This is a genomic window from Paenibacillus sp. S-12 (assembly GCF_030363895.1).
In the GTDB taxonomy this organism is placed as follows: Bacteria; Bacillota; Bacilli; order Paenibacillales; family Paenibacillaceae; genus Paenibacillus_B; species Paenibacillus_B alvei.
In genome coordinates this window covers 1-17825 of sequence record NZ_JASIUF010000005.1, presented here as the reverse complement: position 1 = coordinate 17825, position 17825 = coordinate 1, and the positions used below count along the sequence as shown (strand labels likewise).

General features: G+C 47.3%; 15 protein-coding genes, 13 tRNA genes and 1 rRNA gene. 1 reads left to right on the top strand and 28 read right to left on the bottom strand.

All coding sequences use genetic code 11. The features are described 5' to 3' along the window. Positions 1 to 5: 5 nt before the first annotated feature. The 14 genes from NO352_RS02925 to NO352_RS02860 form a co-directional block, all read right to left on the bottom strand. Positions 6 to 2192: a SpoIID/LytB domain-containing protein gene (locus NO352_RS02925; RefSeq protein WP_289354875.1), complete on the bottom strand. Its 2187-nt coding sequence runs from the start codon at positions 2190 to 2192 to the stop codon at positions 6 to 8. A gap of 64 nt (positions 2193 to 2256) precedes the next feature. Beyond that, entirely contained in the window at positions 2257 to 3267 is a 1011-nt protein-coding gene (gene ruvB, locus NO352_RS02920; protein ID WP_005547426.1) for a Holliday junction branch migration DNA helicase RuvB, read from the bottom strand. Positions 3268 to 3281: 14 nt separating this feature from the next. Next, on the bottom strand, positions 3282 to 3908 hold the full coding sequence (gene ruvA / locus NO352_RS02915) for a Holliday junction branch migration protein RuvA (protein ID WP_268620197.1): 627 nt from the start codon (positions 3906 to 3908) through the stop codon (positions 3282 to 3284). Continuing rightward, positions 3905 to 4408: a crossover junction endodeoxyribonuclease RuvC gene (gene ruvC, locus NO352_RS02910; protein WP_289355163.1), complete on the bottom strand. Its 504-nt coding sequence runs from the start codon at positions 4406 to 4408 to the stop codon at positions 3905 to 3907. The genes ruvA and ruvC overlap by 4 nt, the downstream gene beginning before the upstream one ends. Positions 4409 to 4546: 138 nt before the next feature. Further along, the gene (locus tag NO352_RS02905; RefSeq protein WP_040735981.1) at positions 4547 to 5722 is read right to left on the bottom strand and encodes a cation:proton antiporter; all 1176 of its coding nucleotides are present in this window, start codon (positions 5720 to 5722) and stop codon (positions 4547 to 4549) included. Between the two features lie 170 nt (positions 5723 to 5892). Beyond that, positions 5893 to 6633 (bottom strand): BofC C-terminal domain-containing protein, encoded by a 741-nt coding sequence (locus NO352_RS02900; protein ID WP_005547418.1) that lies wholly within the window; start codon positions 6631 to 6633, stop codon positions 5893 to 5895. 171 nt (positions 6634 to 6804) lie between these two features. Continuing rightward, positions 6805 to 7011 carry a hypothetical protein gene (locus tag NO352_RS02895; protein ID WP_005547416.1) on the bottom strand — a complete coding sequence of 69 codons (207 nt, stop codon included), beginning with the start codon at positions 7009 to 7011 and terminating at the stop codon, positions 6805 to 6807. Continuing rightward, positions 7004 to 7438: a YxlC family protein gene (locus tag NO352_RS02890; RefSeq protein ID WP_005547414.1), complete on the bottom strand. Its 435-nt coding sequence runs from the start codon at positions 7436 to 7438 to the stop codon at positions 7004 to 7006. Before NO352_RS02890 ends, NO352_RS02895 begins: the two co-directional genes overlap by 8 nt. Continuing rightward, entirely contained in the window at positions 7431 to 7955 is a 525-nt protein-coding gene (gene sigY / locus NO352_RS02885; RefSeq protein ID WP_005547411.1) for an RNA polymerase sigma factor SigY, read from the bottom strand. The genes NO352_RS02890 and sigY overlap by 8 nt, the downstream gene beginning before the upstream one ends. Positions 7956 to 8136: 181 nt before the next feature. Further along, positions 8137 to 8213 (bottom strand) — tRNA-Pro (locus tag NO352_RS02880). 6 nt (positions 8214 to 8219) lie between these two features. Continuing rightward, positions 8220 to 8302 (bottom strand) — tRNA-Leu (locus NO352_RS02875). A 27-nt stretch (positions 8303 to 8329) separates the two neighbouring features. After that, a tRNA-Arg gene (locus NO352_RS02870) sits at positions 8330 to 8406 on the bottom strand. An 8-nt stretch (positions 8407 to 8414) separates the two neighbouring features. Further along, a tRNA-Gly gene (locus NO352_RS02865) sits at positions 8415 to 8489 on the bottom strand. A 214-nt stretch (positions 8490 to 8703) separates the two neighbouring features. Next, positions 8704 to 9723 (bottom strand): asparaginase, encoded by a 1020-nt coding sequence (locus NO352_RS02860; RefSeq protein WP_005547409.1) that lies wholly within the window; start codon positions 9721 to 9723, stop codon positions 8704 to 8706. Between the two features lie 163 nt (positions 9724 to 9886). Here NO352_RS02860 and NO352_RS02855 point away from each other — a divergent pair, with 163 nt between their 5' ends. Continuing rightward, a complete protein-coding gene (locus NO352_RS02855) occupies positions 9887 to 10753 on the top strand; it encodes an AraC family transcriptional regulator (RefSeq protein ID WP_005547407.1) in 867 nt (288 codons plus the stop codon). 60 nt (positions 10754 to 10813) lie between these two features. Here the strand turns inward: NO352_RS02855 and NO352_RS02850 are convergent, their stop codons facing one another. From NO352_RS02850 to rrf, 14 genes are all read right to left on the bottom strand, one after another. After that, complete coding sequence (locus NO352_RS02850) at positions 10814 to 12097, bottom strand: MFS transporter (protein ID WP_268623171.1); 1284 nt, start codon at positions 12095 to 12097, stop codon at positions 10814 to 10816. Positions 12098 to 12142: 45 nt separating this feature from the next. After that, entirely contained in the window at positions 12143 to 13843 is a 1701-nt protein-coding gene (locus NO352_RS02845; RefSeq protein ID WP_289354874.1) for a ribulokinase, read from the bottom strand. A 16-nt stretch (positions 13844 to 13859) separates the two neighbouring features. Next, positions 13860 to 14969, bottom strand: a complete 1110-nt coding sequence (locus NO352_RS02840; RefSeq protein ID WP_268599161.1) for an MDR/zinc-dependent alcohol dehydrogenase-like family protein — start codon at positions 14967 to 14969, stop codon at positions 13860 to 13862. A 252-nt stretch (positions 14970 to 15221) separates the two neighbouring features. Then, positions 15222 to 16343 (bottom strand): ROK family protein, encoded by a 1122-nt coding sequence (locus tag NO352_RS02835; protein ID WP_289354873.1) that lies wholly within the window; start codon positions 16341 to 16343, stop codon positions 15222 to 15224. 248 nt (positions 16344 to 16591) lie between these two features. After that, a tRNA-Lys gene (locus NO352_RS02830) sits at positions 16592 to 16667 on the bottom strand. Positions 16668 to 16681: 14 nt separating this feature from the next. Beyond that, positions 16682 to 16756, bottom strand: a tRNA-Glu gene (locus NO352_RS02825). A gap of 33 nt (positions 16757 to 16789) precedes the next feature. Then, positions 16790 to 16866: transfer RNA gene (locus NO352_RS02820), tRNA-Asp, on the bottom strand. 5 nt (positions 16867 to 16871) lie between these two features. Beyond that, positions 16872 to 16947, bottom strand: a tRNA-Met gene (locus NO352_RS02815). A 6-nt stretch (positions 16948 to 16953) separates the two neighbouring features. Continuing rightward, positions 16954 to 17029, bottom strand: a tRNA-Val gene (locus NO352_RS02810). A gap of 62 nt (positions 17030 to 17091) precedes the next feature. Beyond that, positions 17092 to 17167: transfer RNA gene (locus tag NO352_RS02805), tRNA-Val, on the bottom strand. Between the two features lie 3 nt (positions 17168 to 17170). Continuing rightward, positions 17171 to 17245, bottom strand: a tRNA-Glu gene (locus tag NO352_RS02800). Positions 17246 to 17252: 7 nt separating this feature from the next. Next, a tRNA-Ser gene (locus tag NO352_RS02795) sits at positions 17253 to 17345 on the bottom strand. 1 nt (position 17346) lies between these two features. After that, a tRNA-Asn gene (locus NO352_RS02790) sits at positions 17347 to 17422 on the bottom strand. Positions 17423 to 17427: 5 nt separating this feature from the next. After that, a 5S ribosomal RNA gene (gene rrf, locus NO352_RS02785) occupies positions 17428 to 17544 on the bottom strand. Positions 17545 to 17825 lie beyond the last annotated feature (281 nt).

Sequence of the window (17825 nt, the reverse complement as noted above, 5' to 3'; positions counted from 1 at the left end):
CCGTCCTAACGCTTCACTAGCTCTACATTTTTGTAATAGTATTGCAAAATCGCTTTATAGTCATACCCTTGATCAGCCAATCCCTTAGCTCCCCATTGCGACATCCCAATCCCGTGCCCGTTGCCTTTGCCGACAAACAAGAATGAATTCGCTTCGACAACAGGCTTCTGCTCGACCTTATCCGATCCTACTTTGCCGGTTGTTCCCTTCCCGTTCACAGCAGCAATGCTGTTTGGTAGCTTCTCGCCTGTCTTGCTGCTGCCGCTTACGACACGAAGCTTGGAGGAGTCTTTGACAGACTGCAATTTTCCATCGGCTCCTATGATCGAGATGGATGACGAGCCTGAACCTGTTCCACTGCCACTGCTCAGAACATTTGATACAACACCCGTTCCATTTGGAACAATATCAAATAACGTACTTGGCAAACCGCCAAACGCATATCGGAAGTTATCCGGGTAACTTACCTCGACCGGCTTGCCATCTGCTTCAATCTTGATCGCACGTCCAGATGGCCCTCTTTCTGTAACTGCAAGCGTCTTTATTGTCCCACTCAATGCTGTATCTGTGCGCTCCTTCAGCCAGCTTGTTATCTGCTCAGCCGTATAAGGGCCGCGTACCCAATTCATTTCGTTGTTTTCAAACACGGTTTCCAGAACCGTAAGCTTGGTGCCTTTGTCCACTTTGCCAACAGGCTGTACACCTGTCTGAATAGCTGGTGTTGGACGGACGTTGGTTCCGTTCTCCAATACGGTCGCTGTCTGCCCTGAGAGCTTCACGACATCCTCACGAACATATCCCGTCTTGCCGTCAGGAAGAGTTACACGGTACCAGGACTTTGCCCCTTCCTGGGCAACATCATCAGGGCTGTCTACCACTTGGAAATAATCATAAGATCCGCCCCATACTTCCATTGGATCAGCTGTTTTGCCCCCCGCACTGGAATTAAAGATGGCTTCAATCAGCTTGCCATTTTGCATGAGAACTTCGCCGGCTGTTGCTTCAACAGCCTTTTTAATGTCTGGATGCTCCTTCTCTACGCCAAAGTAGGCTTGGCTCAGTGTCGTATCCACAACATTGGCGATTTCAAATTTATTGCCTTGATACAAGGCAAATGTACGAGCGGCTACCGCTTGCGCTTTCAACGCATCCATCGGCCAACTCGAGTATACTTCGCCGCCAACCACAGACAGCAAATACTCTTCGAGCGGCACCTCATTAACAAGCGCCAACTTATCCTTATAGATGCTTACCTCCATGATTCCACGATAAGCTCTGCCGCTGCGTTCGTTCACTTTAATCGTGGTTTGCGTGCTTGGCTTGACTACCCATTTCGCATTCCCGAACACTCGATAATGTGGTGTAGTGTTATTCCCAGCTACTTCAACGGTATGTATGACAGCGCCTTGAGCTTGTACAGCACCTGCTGTATACCCCTTTGACGCAACTACCTTCTTAATCCCGGTTAATTGCGTATCAGAGGCTGCTTGCCCTGCCCACACCGCTGTTCGCACCCCGCTGTCTGTTGCCAGCGTTACCACATATGCATCTAAGTCGGCATCCAGCAAAGCTTGCTGAACGGATTTAGCCTCGTCTCGCGAGCTGAACGTGCCAGCTTGTACATATTGAGGGCCTACTACGGACGGCTCATACCCTTGGAGTAATGAGCTCATGCCCGATGCTCCGCGAAGCTTGTCCGCTGCTTGACTAGCCGATTTGTTGCTGGCATAGCTTCCTGCATATACAGCAAAAAATGTCGTCCCACGTCTTGGGATCTGAATGATGTACGCCGATCCTGAAGCCTGCGCCTTCTTTAATGCAGATTGCGCCGCTGACAAGTCATCGGTCTCTAGCAGTTTCACTTTATAATCATCGGCACTAAAGCGAGCCTGTTCTCCGCCTACTTCAACACTGCCCTTCGAGCTTGATCCCAATCGTGCTTCTAATTGGAGAGATGCTGTTGAGGCAAGTGAGAGCAGTTCCGTTTGTCCAGGAGAACCCTTGCTCAAATTCGCGAATAATGCCACACGAATATGATTATTGACTATTGATTGCTCAGGCCTTGCATCATTGCTTGCTGCCGCATACGCGACGTTAGCTGGCTGCATAAGCGCATACGGAGCTCCGCTTAGCAGCAGAACTCCCGTAAGTACACTAGCAACGGATCGGATAACGTTCCTGTTGTTATTCATGTTTCCCCATTCCTTTCTCTTCTGCCACGTCTCCTCTGCATACGTCAATTTGTACGCGTTTTCCTTAACTTTGTTCCGGTATAGGCAATCCTAAATGAGTATAGGCTTGGGGGGTAACCATTCTTCCCCGCGGTGTTCGTTGGAGAAATCCAATTTGCAACAGGTACGGTTCATATACGTCCTCGATGGTTTGACTCTCCTCGCCAATCGTAGCCGCAATCGTATCAAGGCCAACCGGCCCTCCGCGGAAATTCGTTATCATTGTGCGTAGCATCTTATGATCAATCTGATCAAGACCAAGCGGGTCTACTTGAATGAGCCGCAGCGACTCTTTCGCAATGTCGGCTGTGATCACGCCATCTCCCCGTACTTGAGCGAAATCTCTCACCCGCTTCAGCAAGCGGTTGGCAATCCGTGGTGTCCCCCGTGATCGAACCGCAATCTCATCGGCGGCATCGCCCACGATTTGAACCTCTAATATGTCTGCTGCACGAGAAACGATGTAGCTCAATTCATCCTTATTGTAGAACTCTAAGCGACTGACGACACCAAAGCGATCACGAAGCGGCGCCGAGAGCAAGCCTGCTCTTGTCGTAGCACCTATTAAGGTGAACTTTGGCAGGTCGAGCCTCACGGATCTGGCACTTGGACCCTTGCCGATAATGATATCAAGCGCAAAGTCTTCCATTGCCGGGTACAGCACTTCTTCAACGGTACGATGCAGCCGATGAATCTCATCAATGAAGAGGACATCGCCTTCCTGCAAGTTCGTAAGCAGTGCAGCGAGATCTCCAGGTCTCTCAATTGCGGGTCCCGAAGTCGTCCGTATATTAACACCGAGCTCATTGGCAATAATATTCGATAGAGTCGTCTTGCCAAGGCCTGGGGGACCATAAAGCAATACATGGTCAAGCGCTTCCTTCCGGAGCTTTGCAGCTTCGATAAATACCTTTAAATTGTCTTTCACCTGTGATTGGCCGATGTACTCGGACAAATAACGCGGTCTCAGGCTTAATTCGACTGCCTGATCTTCCATCATGCAATTGGCTGATATGATGCGTTCGTGCTCTTCCATCTTAACCGCCTTTCTTATCCTTTAAACAACGCCTGCAGCGCCTTCTTCATTAAAGAATCTACACTTTCATCCGCATGAATGCGATGTTGCAAGTCTTTCCATACACGATCAAGCTCTGCTTCCGTATAGCCCAATGCTTTGAGCGCTTCTCTCGCCTCAGACCAAGCGCTTCCATCTGAACTGTCCTCATCTGCTACCGTAACACGTGTGAACAACGAATCCGGATGGATATCCAATCCAATGCCGTCCAGCTTGTCTTTCAAATCTAAAACGATACGCTGAGCCGTCTTCTTGCCAATCCCCGGCAGCTTCGTCAAGAATGTAATATTCTCTTGCTGAATGGCGGTAACGACTGCCTCTGGCTTGCCGCACCCAGCCAGGATGCCTAGAGCAACCTTCGGCCCTACCCCGTTCACATCTATTAACCTGCGAAATAGCTTCTGTTCCTCTCGCGTGCTGAATCCGAACAGCAGCGTTGCATCTTCACGTACATGATAATGGATAAATGCCGTTACTGCTCCGTCTTGCTTCGCAAAAGCATAGGGATTCGGTGTAAACACTCGATATCCGACCCCCTGGACATCCAAGACGATATATTCTGTTTCTAAGTGAGCAACTTGTCCACGCAAAAAATCGATCATGATCGCCATACTCCATTCAATTTGTCATTAAGCCCACTCGAATGCGCATGGCATATCGCCACCGCAAGCGCATCCGCCACATCGTCCGGCTTCGGTATTTCCCTCAGCTTTAAGAACAGCTTCACCATTTCTTGAACCTGCTTCTTCTCTGCCTTTCCGTATCCAACAATAGCCTGCTTCACCTGCATGGGGGTATATTCTGCAATCGGTATGCCGCGCTTGGCAGCTGCTAATATGATGACACCACGTGCCTGTCCCACAGAAAACGCATTCGTGACATTTCGATTGAAGAACAATTTCTCAATCCCCATTGCATCCGGCTTATATTTGTCAAGCAATTGCTCGGTTGCTTCATACACTTGAAGCAGCCGCATCTCTGGCGCAGTCGAAGGCTCTGTCTGAATACAGCCATATTGTACAGGTACAATCCGGCTCCCCTGCTTATCTACAAACCCAAAACCTGCAATCGCAATCCCTGGGTCTATTCCTAAAATACGCAAAAAAAATCTCTCCCTCACCGCATCCATGTACCAGTAAGCGAACATATGTGTTCACTCCATTATAACATAGATCGTGAAGAAGAGAATGAGTCAATCCTATGATGTTTGCAGGGAATACAGCCTAATTACAGCGATTACTTACTTCCCTGCAGATACTTGATTAGCTGCCGGCACTTCCGTAGACTGACGAAAAGCAGCCTTCAACATCGGCGGCGTTACCAGTGTTGTTAAAATAATGACAATGACGAAAGGTGTGAAATACACTTTATCGAACAAAGCGCCTTCGAGCCCCGTTGTCGCTATAATGAGTGCAACCTCGCCGCGGGAGACCATCCCTGAACCGATACCTATGGCACTCTTGCGATCGAATCCAGTCAGTCGAGCTCCCAATCCGCACCCAAGCAGTTTGGTCAGAATCGCAATGATCGTAAATAACACGATAAACCACACATATTCTCCAATACCATCGAAGCTAACGTTAATTCCTACGCTGACGAAGAATATCGGCACGAAGATACCGTAAGCAATCGGCTCAAGACGATGCTCGACTTCATGCTTGAACTTCGTTTGTGAAATAGCAATGCCGGCGGCGAATGCACCGATAATGCCTGCAACACCCAAGTAGTCCGCAAAATAAGAAAATGCAAAGCATATAATGAGCGCGGCACTAATTATGGCCTCCGTAACACGCAGCGGCGCGAGCCATTTCATGATTTTCGGCACCACATAAATGCCTGCAAGAATAACGACTACAAAGAATAGAACTTTTTTACCAATAATAAGTCCGAGGGACGCGCCTCCGCCTGTACCGAGCAAGCTGAGCATGAAGGCAAGAAGTATGACTACAAGTATGTCATCCACGACTGCTGCACCAAGAATGGTCGTACCTTCTCTAGTGCTGAGCTGTCCTAGATCCTTCAGCGTCTGCACTGAAATACTTACCGAAGTAGCACACAACAGCAAGCCGATAAACATCGATTGGTTCGAATCTAGGCCTAACATCAGACCACCACTATATCCGCCAATAAACGGAAGAATGACGCCGCCAACTGCTACTGCGAATGCCGCCTTCCAGTTTTTCTTCAATTCTTCTAAATCCGTTTCCAAACCAGCGATGAACATCAGCAAAATGACGCCAACTTCCGCCATTTCCTTGATCAGTTCGCCATCCGTAACCCATCCAAGCACAGCTGGACCGATAATAATCCCTACAATTAGTTTACCTAATACGGCTGGCTGACCCAATCGTACAGTGAGATCACCTGCGATCTTTGTCGAAGCCAAAATGATGAGCAACATGAGAATAAGTTCCATTGGCATTCCCCTTTCCGCTGTACAATTATTATGACCGTAAACCGACATTTCTTTTGTAGGTGGCTAAGGGCAATCCATACCTTCATTCTCTATTTCTTACATTACATGACCTACCCCGCTGTTCAAAAAAAGAAGGACGTCGGTTACGGCGTCCTACTCGTTACTGCTTCTTATTTTGTAATACGTTCATTAGGAGGGGTTGGTTTCATGACTTTCTTCGTTTCTTCTATTGCATAATCGCTAAATGTAGACAGCACACTATGATAAGCATCGACATCTGTAATGCGAATCCCTTGGTACAACTGCTTCATCACCTTTGGCGGAAGCGAGCTCTCCATGGACTCCACGTCTAATTGGAAAAAAGTACGTATCACTTTGCCATCTTCCGGAGGCCCATCATACAAGGTCAGATTCCCATCCTTATCAAGACTAATATGCGCTCTATCCTTGCATGTACCTGATAATTCTTCAATCTGCTCCTCCAAAATAACTCGTCCATCCGCATCCATGGAAACGGACCAGTCTGGGTGATTCAGCACAAGCTGAATAATGTCGCGCGTGGGCTTAATACCCAGCACTTCATCATTTTTTCCACATATATATTGCTTGCGAGCAATGACCTCACGCTTAATATCCTCTTGAACCAACTGTGCAATTACAAACTGAGCTGTTTCATTAAGCTTGGCCTCATTATCCTTCCAGAGGGCGAACGTTTCAATTGAAGTCGGTTTATCATATTTCGCCATCAAATTCCGTACATGATCAGACAGTTGTATGCCGACAGCTATGATCACAACAAACAGCACAATTGCAGCTAAAGACCATATTGGTCTACGTAAGCGCCGCAGACGCTTCATCCATTGCTTCACTCGAAAATAGAACCAAGAGCCGGTACGGTGTTCTCGAGCCATAAGTAATCCCCTCTAACTGCTTATTTATTTGAGCGAACAGACTCTTTCCGATGATCCATCATCTGTTCTCTCGCATATAAGAAAAAGCCGCCAGATGTTATTATCCATACTGAGTAGCTTTTCTTATAGTGTGGCCCAGAAAAAGGGGATGTTATACACGTTTTAACCTACTTAGCGGGATTTTCTCCACGGTCGTATCACAAAACAAATATAGAGAACAAGCGGGAGGGGGGTATTCAAAAATCCCCATATCCCCCAGAACCATGGATATTTGTTGCGATTGCGCGCATCCAGGAACAACCACGTTCCTTGAGCAAGCAGAATACTTCCAAGAAGAATCCATGCCCACCAAGGCAAATTTCCCGCACCATTATTCATGCCGCTCACTCTCCTTGCTTGGTTGGATGCATGTTAACCAAATGATAACTGCTCCGCTTAACAGGAATACTTGGGCCCATACGTATACCTGCCAATTTGTTGCTGCAAGGCTGCAGCCGCCGCCAACGAGCAGCAAAGCAATGCTCCATAAGCCAAGCAGTTCCTTCCATAGCCGCCTACGGTTTTTCATCTTAGCCTGAAGCAGTACCTGCTGAATTTGAGCTGAACTCGGATGAGGAGCATGGACATTACTCCAAGCGTCTAAACGTTCCCAGTGGGGATGCAGCATTTTATCCCATTCCAGTTCTTGTGAAGGAACTTCTACATTTTCTGAATGTTTTGGGTGAGATGCATCTCCATCAGATAGAGATGACTCGCGGTTTGAATCAGCATTCCCTGCTTTCTTCTTATTTTCTTGTTCACTCATCTTGCTCCCACTCCTTCCGCAGCTTCTCCAAGCCGTAATGTAGGCGTGATTTGACAGTCCCAGCTTGCACGTTCAACATATTTGCAATCTCATTCACCTGATACCCATAATAATGTTTTAACACTATGGGAGCCCGCTGCTCATAAGTCAGCTCTCCCAATAGCTCCATGGCAGTTGTCCATTCGATATTGCAAGATTCCATTTGATATCGCAGCTGCCGTAACCCCTGCTCCTGTTCCCGCCATCTGTTCTCGACTTTCTTGCGGCGCATCATATCATAATATAAGCGTGTTGCAATGGTAATGAGCCATGATGAAAAGCGTGATTCTCCGTTGTACGTATGGATCTTTTCCATACAACGCACCATCGTATCTTGAACCAAATCCTCTGCACAGGCGGAGTTCATCGTTAATTTCAAGGCATATTTAAATAGGAAGGAGTAATTTTCATGCAGCAGCACAGCGAGTTCATTCATATCTCCTCGTACTGCCTGCTCTATTCGATGCTGCTCAGACATGCATTCGCCCCTTTCCTTGTCATCCGTTCACAAAGAACTTTGCCGTCAAGCATTAATATTACGGTTTACACTGATAAATCGTTCAAATGAAATCAAGGAAATTATAAGCAAATAATAGAAGGAAGAAAGAGGAAGGAACATAGCAAAAAACCGCCGGCTAATAACCAACGGTTAATGATAATGGTCGGGACGACACGATTTGAACATGCGACCCCCTGGTCCCAAACCAGGTGCTCTACCAAGCTGAGCTACGTCCCGAATGGATGGTGCCGGTGAGAGGACTCGAACCTCCACGGTTTCCCTCACGATTTTGAGTCGCGCGCGTCTGCCAATTCCGCCACACCGGCTTAGTAGATATCCATTATGAAATTAAGTGGCGCGCCCTGAGAGATTCGAACTCCCGACCTTTTGATTCGTAGTCAAACGCTCTATCCAGCTGAGCTAAGGGCGCATATATAATGGAGCGGACAACGAGATTCGAACTCGCGACCCTCGCCTTGGCAAGGCGATACTCTACCACTGAGCTATGTCCGCATATTTCCTCATCTTATACAAACTTGACGACTTCATTCACTTCGTTGTCGTCGTTTCCGTTCAACAAGGACAAGTAATAATATATCAGACTGAATATCGAATTGCAAATGTTTTTTAAAGATTTTATGATGGTATTTTTTTCTTGCAGCAAAACCTGCTTAACAAGCCATTTTTCAGCTCGTATAAGCAGGTTCTAATAGTATATTCTTGTATTCTATTTCTTTATCCATTCAAGCGTAAAGACAGGCTTACGAAGTCCCACTACCCTAGCATTATCATTTTTCGTTTCGGCAGGGCTTAGCTTTTTCAAACGTTCGATGGTTGCTTTTGTCGGGTACTCGAGCTGCTGTAAGATGTCAGCTGCAATCATCGGCCATTGGTCTTCTGAACCGTCCATTACCTTAAAAGCGATTCCCATTCTCTGTTCACGCAAGCCGAAGCAATAAATGCCCTTGGCTCCTCCCTTGGCAACGATATTCGGGTCCTGCAACAATGTAGGACAAATAAGCTCTGTGCCTGACACATAAAGTGGATGCTTGTTCATTAGGCCCGTTAAGCGTGTAATTGCTCTGCGTACTTGCTCATCTGCTATTAAATCAGGACAAGCCAGTCTCAAATACAAGAGGGCTATATTGCGAATTGGAATCGCATATACCGGGAATCCACAGCCATCCGTTCCTAGTTTAATTTGCTCTACAGGAACATCAGCAAGTTGAGACATCAAGCGCAACACCTGCTGTTGAACGGGATGCTCAGGCTCAGCGTAATCATGGGTCGACCAGCCCATCATTTTGCATAACGAAAGTACGCCCAAGTGCTTGCCCGAACAGTTGTGATATAAGGAACGCGGTGGTTGCCCATTGGCAATCCGCTCGTCTCTAGCAGCACTATTGAGCGGATAGGTTGGTTTGCACACAAATTGCTCCTCAGTGATCCCAGTCTTCTTCATGAACGATTCGAGGGCTTGGACATGGAACTGCTGTGCACGATGGGATGCGGTCATCAGGACGATTTCTTCCTCATTTAGTCCATAATGCTCTGGCACACCAGCCATCAAAGCAGGAAGTGCCTGCACTGGCTTAGATGAGGAACGCATAAAGCTCACATAGTCGGGATTACCGACATGGAAAAGCGTTTCTGCTTGCTCGTTCACCCCCACAATGTGTCCTGTATATGCACATTCCAACCAACCGCCTCGTGATTCTTCTACTAACACCTTGCCCAAATCAACCATGATTGTTCCTCCTCGTCAACACATGCTGTCATCATTTTCGTTTGCAGACTTCCCCTATCATGACATAACTCTGCAAACATAGTATCATGTTCCTAGCTGCTCGTATTTATAACAAGTTCCTGTCAGTTATAAAAATTTCCGCTAACGAACCGGAGGGATAGGCATGAATACCATTGCGGATATAAGGCCATACATCCGTGCAGCGCATATGTATAATTATCGGGGAACGCGAGAGGAACAGCTGCGCAGAGGATACAGCTATGCATTCCACTTATTCTTGGACGGCCATGGGCACATGACGATAGATGACCATCGATATGCGGTCTCAAACGGCACGCTCATCTTTGTCCGTCCTGGCCAATGGCATTCCTTCGAGCATGCACCAAATGAAACGATGAATGCATGCAATATCTACTGCGATCTCTGGGAGGCTCCCCCACCAAACCAGCCTACCTTTGCTTATGAATGGGATGAATTCGATCCGAAGTGGTTAACCGCACAGAAGCCTTGCACAGAACTGGAATCATTGCCGACCTGCACTTCGCTTCGCCCTTATCCATACTTCATTGAGTTGGTGAAGCATGTGCTTGCCGCATATAATCGGCGCGGCTGCTATACGAAGCAGGCTGCATCAGCTAGCTTTTACTCCTGGTTGATCCAATGGTACGATGCTAGCAGATTGCCCAATCCTTCGGATTATCGTATAGCTCGAATCTTGGAACGCATGGACGAGCATCCCGAGCAGCGGCATTCGGTTGATTACTGGTGCAGCGAATGTGGATTGGAAAAATCCCAATTTTATCGGCTTTTCAAGCAAGAGACAGGAATATCTCCTAAAACGTATTTGCTGCAGGCTCGCATGAAAAAGGCAGCCGTTCTGCTGATGGAAAGCCGCCAATCGATTACGGAAATCGCGCTGATGCTGGGGTACGATTCAATCCATTACTTTTCAAACCAATTTTCCTGCGTGTACGGAATCAGTCCTACCCTATACCGAACAAACAATAGTTATCACAAAATGGATCGCTAGCATTATGATGAAAGCAGCCCTCTACCAAGTGAAGAAGAGCTGCTTTTTTAGATTACATTATTAAGCGCTTACAATTTTGGTGTGTGCACTCGCGTCCTTTGTTGTTTTTTTCTCAGCAGGAAGCGTTACAAAGATCATCATAATGCCTGCCGCCGCAAACAGCCCAGCGAAAAGCCACGTAATGCCAGCGTAACCAAGGCTTCCAATAAATAAAGCAACAAGAGCCGGGCCAACGAATGCACTCAATCCCGCTCCTAGGTTCAAGATTGACATCGCTGCACCCTTTTCTTCCTTTACCAAAGACGGGGCTATCGCGGACAATGGCACAAATCCTGCCAGACATCCTCCCCACAATATCCCGACAATTTGCACAAGCCATACATTTCCTGCCGCAAATTGAGGAACGTAAAAGAGCACAATCGTAAAGAAGGCCGAACCCGCGCATCCAAACCACATCACCGTATTTCGCCAGCCAAGCTTGTCGCCCACAATGCCGAACAGCAGGTTAAACGCAATATTGCCAATAAAGATCATTGCCCATAGATGCAGCCAAGATGCAATGCTTATGCCCTGACTCTCCATGTACAGGGGCATATATACAGGGAAGCCGAATTGTGCTGCCGTATTAATAATACGAACCAAGCCGACCAATACGATTTTCGGTTCCTGTTTGACAATTGCCAATCCTTTTGCAAGCTCTTTTAATTTGTTGTTGTCGTGCTGCTCTGCCTTAGTCTTATCCAGCTTGCCGCCGGGATTGATAACCAGTGCGAACAATGCCCCAAGGAGTACCCATACGATTGCGCTCCATAGTGTGTTAATATGCCCCAAGTTCTTCAATGCCCAGGTGGAATAGTATGCGCCGAGCACGTTCATGCCACCAGTGAACACGAACCAGAACCAGCCGACAGCCGTGCCCAGCTTCTTCTGCGGTGTCCGATAAGCGATCCATACAAGAAACGAATAGGCAAACAAAGGATAGCCTAGTCCTTTAAACGCATACGTCGGCAGCATCGTTGCAAACGAAAGTTGGGTAATTCCTAAACCGATAAAGCCTACGGATCCGAGAATATATAGGATTAACCCGGTCAACATTGCTTTTTTAGGGCCTATCGCGTCAACGAATAATCCGGACAGGAAAGAAGACAATGCAATCGTAACCCCGTATACCGTAAATAAAATTCCAGATTGTTGTACGGTGAGACCTTGTTCAACCAGATATGGGCTTAACCATCCCTGCTCCAACCCATCCCCCATCATAAAGATCAGAATGCCGAGATAGCCCCAAGCTAGAGAAGAAGGAATACCTACTTTGTCCAAAATATGTCTGCCTTTCAAGTGCATCACTTCTTTCCTGAATGATCATTTCCTTCTTTGTCCGCAATGCAGTTAATCAATAGAGGTCTTAATTGAACGATCCTTACTCATCACTTCTAATTTAATCGCTTTCAATTGTTTGATCGGACTCTGCTCATTGCGACCGAAATAATCATGCAGCCGCACATACTGGGCATAGAGTCGATTATAAATGTCCCGGTGCTTCCTTTGCGGCTCATACGTTTTCTTAATGCCTCCGCCCATTGATTTCCCAGCCTGCTGAATGGAATCATATCCCCCATTAGTACTGCCTGCTGCGACGGCTCCGAGCATGGCGGCCCCCATCGCTGTCCCTTGCTGAGTTGCCGCCACGTGAATCGGCATGCCGATAATGTCCGCGAAGGTCTGCATAATGAATGGGCTTTTTTCCGCAATCCCGCCTGTAGCCATGATTTTGGTGATCGGAACTCCGTGCTCTACAAAATTCTCAATAATCATCCGCTTCCCAAACGCAACGGCTTCAACCAATGCTTTGTACATTTCTTCGGCTGTCGTAGCCGTCGTCATGCCGAACATCGATCCTGTCAGATCCGCATCCACCAGAACGGAACGGTTCCCATTCCACCAATCCAGCGCAATCAAGCCGCTGGCGCCTGGCTTAATCTTCTCAGCCTTCTCATTGAGAAGCTGCAGCACATGCTTGTTCGCTGCTCTTGCCTCTTGCTCCAGGCGCTCTGGCACACAATGGTTCGCAAACCATGAGAAATGGTCTCCCATGCAAGATTGTCCTGCTTCATAGCCGTAGAACCCAGGCAAAATGCCATCCTCGCAAATGCCGCTAATGCCCGGCACCTTTACTGCCGTTTCACTGACCAGCATATCGCAGCCGGAGGTCCCCATTACCATCAATAAAATATCGGGGGTCGTAATCCCGCAGCCGATTACGGCACAGTGGGCATCGCCTATTCCTACGGACACCGCTGTCCCTGCAGCTAGTCCCGTCCATTTTGCACTTTCTTCTGTAATTGATCCTGCTTTGGTGCCGACCGGATAAATGGTTCTCGACATTTTCTCGTCAACGACGTATTCCAGCCTTGGATCGAGCGATTTCAGAAATGCATTCGATGGAAATCCGTTCTGTTTGTGCCATATGGCCTTATATCCAGCTGTGCAGCTATTCCGTGTTTCTGTACCAGTAAGCTGCAGTGTGATCCAATCGGCAAGCTCCATAAAGCGATCTGCAGCATCATATACTTCAGGTGCCTCATTCAGAATTTGCCATATTTTTGGAAACATCCATTCTGAGGAGATTTTCCCACCGTAATAATCCAAAAATTCCTCGCCCCGCATACGGGCTATTTCATTGAGCCGATCGGCTTCCTCTGCCGCCGCATGGTGCTTCCACAGCTTCACATACGCATGCGGATTGTTCTTGTATGCATCCAGCATGCACAGAGGTGTTCCATCCTTCTTTACGGGAAGCATTGTGCATTCCGTAAAATCGGTGCCGACGCCAATAATCTGCCTAGCATCAATGCTGCTCGTTTCTAGAACCTTTGTTAGCGTTGCAGAGGTGCATTGTATATAGTCCTGCGGATGCTGCAAAGCCCAATCCGGCCCCAGCTTCGTTACGCCGTCCGGCAGCACCTGATCCATTACGCCGTGAGGATAGCTCATCTCTGCAGAAGCGCATATCTCTCCGGTGGATACGTTAACAAGTATCGTACGGGCGCTTAATGTGCCATAATCAATTCCAACTACATATTTCTCCATTTAGCATTCACCCTTTTTAGAACGTAATCGCGACCTTGAAATCACCATGCTTCCCGGATGCATATTCAAAGGCTTCTTCCCATTGCTCAATCGGGAACTTGCGAGTCACAATGCCGTTCGTTTTCAAATTGCCGTTCGCAACATTTTCAATGACGAATGGGTAACAATAGGGGCTCAAATGTGAGCCTAATACATCCAGTTCCTTGCGGTCGCCAATGATGGACCAATCTACGGTAGTCGGCTCCCCGAACACGCTAAACTCCACGAAGCGTCCTAGCTTGCGAATCATGCTCAATCCTTGCGTCACGCTGGATGGATGCCCTGTCGCTTCAATGTAGATGTCGCAACCGTAACCTTCCGTCATATCCAAAATCGTTTGAACCACATCCGTCTCTTTCGGATTGAGGACGATATCCGCGCCGAATTCCTTCGCCTTTTCCAAACGGTTCTCGATCAAATCCAGTACAATCAATTTTTTTGGATTTTTCATTCTCGCATACGTGATCATTCCTAAGCCCAGAGGCCCTGCCCCAGAGATCACGACGACATCTTCGCATCCGATTTGCGCCCGATCCACGGCATGCTTCGAGCAAGCATAAGGCTCAATCAGCAACGCGGACTCCAATTCCATCTGTCCAGGCACCTTATGGACAACCGCCGTTTTCGGGTATCGGACATATTCCGCCATTCCCCCGTTGTTTGTACCTTGGAATCCGAAAATATTATGGGGCTGGCACATCCAGTACTCCCCTCTTTTGCAAAATCTGCATTCTTGACAAGGAACGATCTGATCCGCAGTTACTCGATCGCCTATTTTGAAATCGGTTACATTTTCACCAATTTCTACGATCGTTCCTAAAAATTCATGACCCGGAATAAACGGTGGCTTCACCCATTCCGGCTGTGTCTCATCGCCCCAGAACATTGCTGCCCCGTGCATGCACTTAAGATCTCCTGCACAAATGCCACAAGCTTCCGTTTTAATAATCATATCGTCTGGCCCGCATTCGGGTGTAGGATAGTTGGCTTCAAAGCGGTAATCATGCTTCCCATAGGCTACAAGCGCTTTCATAGTTGCCGGTACGTTTCCTGTTGTGGCTTTTAAGCTGGTAGATTGTTGATTCATTATGCATCCGCCTTCCCCATAAGTAAACTAGTTTTGTTAAACTATTTTATAAAACTACTTAATGCAAGGATATTCCCTCTCGTCGTTCTTGTCAATATGCTTTAAAAAAATAATTTATTTTGGAGAACAAGATCCGAAGCATTTCCCTTCTTGTTCAGCCGATTGAAGGATAAAAAAATCGCATGAAGCAGGTAAAGGAACTTGGTTCCATTTGACCGACTCCATGCGATATGCTGTAAGCTTGGCATCTTCTTATATTTGATTAATGAACCGATCGATGAAAGGCAGGGCAGCCCCTGCGGCAATAGCCTCCGTTTTATAATTGCATATGCGAACATAATCTGCATGATCTTCGAACGTATTGCGGCTGGCCACCAGCTCCTTCAACGTATCAATATAATCCTCCATATAAGCCCCTACGTAACCGCCAAGGATAATGTCACAGTCGAACAGCATACGAATATTATTAATGGCGATTGAAAGATGGCGCAAATAGTTGTCCCATACGATCTGCTTTTCACGGTCGCTATTCTGTACCCCCTCAAAAAAACGTGCCAAACTCCCATCAGCTGTATCTGCTAATAAAGAAGCCGAGCAATAAGCCTCTAGGCACCCCTTTTGACCGCAATAACAAGGGAGACCGTCCGGAATAATCGTAATATGTCCGATTTCTCCGCTCTTTTGATTCTCTCCGGCAAACACCTTATTTCCAATATAAACGGCTCCGCCAATATTATTGCTAAGTGAAATATAAAAAGCATTTTGCGTATCCGGCGTTGCCCATATTTCTGAGTACCCAGCTGCATTCGCATCATTCACAAGAATGGCGGGATATGGTATGTACTTGGCGAAGCGCTGCAGCGTCTCTCCAGTGAAATTCAGGATCTTCCCATAAAAAACAGTTTGATGATCTTCCGTAATTAATCCTGGCACCCCGATACCGACACCTAATATTTTCGAATCGTCAATATCCAGTTCCTTTACGTCTTCCTGAATGATATTTCCCAATAGTTGAAAATAAGGGTCAGAGGTTTCAAATTTTTGTCTTCTTCTGTTGATACGGATAATATCCCCATTTAAATCAACAACCACAGTTGTGACATGGTTCCGCGTAATGTCTAAGCCAATGGCCACTTTGGCATCGCTGATATAAGAATAAACCTGTGCATTGCGTCCTCCGGTATTGCCGACGGTTCCCGTATTCGCGATCAGCTTCTCCTGCAGCAAATAATTTAAATTCTGCGTAATCGTTGGCAAGCTAATCTGCAAAAGCTGCACAATATCTTGCTTAGATAAGTTTTTTTCTTGCCGCAGCAGCTTATATATTCGATTTCGATTGAATTCCTTAATATTAACGGTTTTGTCTCCCATCATAGCGTCCCACCTTATTGAAACCCTTTTATAAAAGGAGTTAGTTATCTATTCTTTTTATCATAATGTCTTTAGAAAAAAACATCAATAGAGCATGACACTATCATAATTCTAAGGGTAGTACTAATTGACACCCATACATCAAATATTGCCTACTCATAGCATCTTACGCTCTCTCGAATCAGCTCTTCTTGTCCGAACAACGACAAAAAAGCCTGACGCTTCCGCATCAGACTGAATATTGCACAAACTGGTGAGCCATGAAGGACTCGAACCTTCGACACCCTGATTAAAAGTCAGGTGCTCTACCAACTGAGCTAATGGCTCTCATAAGAGAGAAATGGTGACCCGTAGGGGATTCGAACCCCTGTTACCTCCGTGAAAGGGAGGTGTCTTAACCCCTTGACCAACGGGCCTTATTCTATTCTTTCATTTCTCAAAAGAGAAAATGGCGGAGCTGACGGGATTCGAACCCGCGGTCTCCTGCGTGACAGGCAGGCATGTTAGGCCTCTACACCACAGCTCCATATTTGGTTGCGGGGGCAGGACTTGAACCTGCGACCTTCGGGTTATGAGCCCGACGAGCTACCAACTGCTCCACCCCGCGATATGATGGTGGACGCTGACGGGATCGAACCGCCGACCCTCTGCTTGTAAGGCAGATGCTCTCCCAGCTGAGCTAAGCGTCCATATACTAGTTCATATAAGTGCTATGTATCTTAATCTATTAACCATTATTCATAGCTTTTTATGGTGGACACTAACGGGTTCGAACCGCTGACCCCCACCCTGTCAAGATGGTGCTCTCCCAGCTGAGCTAAGTGTCCATATGGTGACCCGTAGGGGATTCGAACCCCTGTTACCTCCGTGAAAGGGAGGTGTCTTAACCCCTTGACCAACGGGCCAGATAACTGGCGGAGAGAGAGGGATTCGAACCCTCGAGACGCTTGTGGCGCCTACACGATTTCCAATCGTGCTCCTTCGACCAAACTCGGACATCTCTCCATGGCTCCCCGAACAGGACTCGAACCTGTGACAACTCGATTAACAGTCGAGTGCTCTACCAACTGAGCTATCAGGGAATATTGCTTGGCGGCGTCCTACTCTCCCGGGACCCTGCGATCCAAGTACCATCGGCGCTGGAGGGCTTAACGGTCGTGTTCGGGATGGGTACGCGTGGAACCCCTCCGCCATCGCCACCAAACAGCATTGGCTTAGTGCCAATATTTAATTCAGGTTCAGCACGACCAAGTGCTGTGTGCGTTTCTTCATCTGCACTAGTCAGACTCCAAAACATTGCACCCTGAAAACTGAATGCGAAAGTTCGTGTTAAGATGTTCATCCGGGGCCCCCAAAAAGTAATCGGTGTTGCTGCAAAGCTTCACGTCACTTTTTGGGGTATATCTTTTAGGATAAGCCCTCGACCGATTAGTATTGGTCAGCTCCACACATTGCTGTGCTTCCACCTCCAACCTATCTACCTCG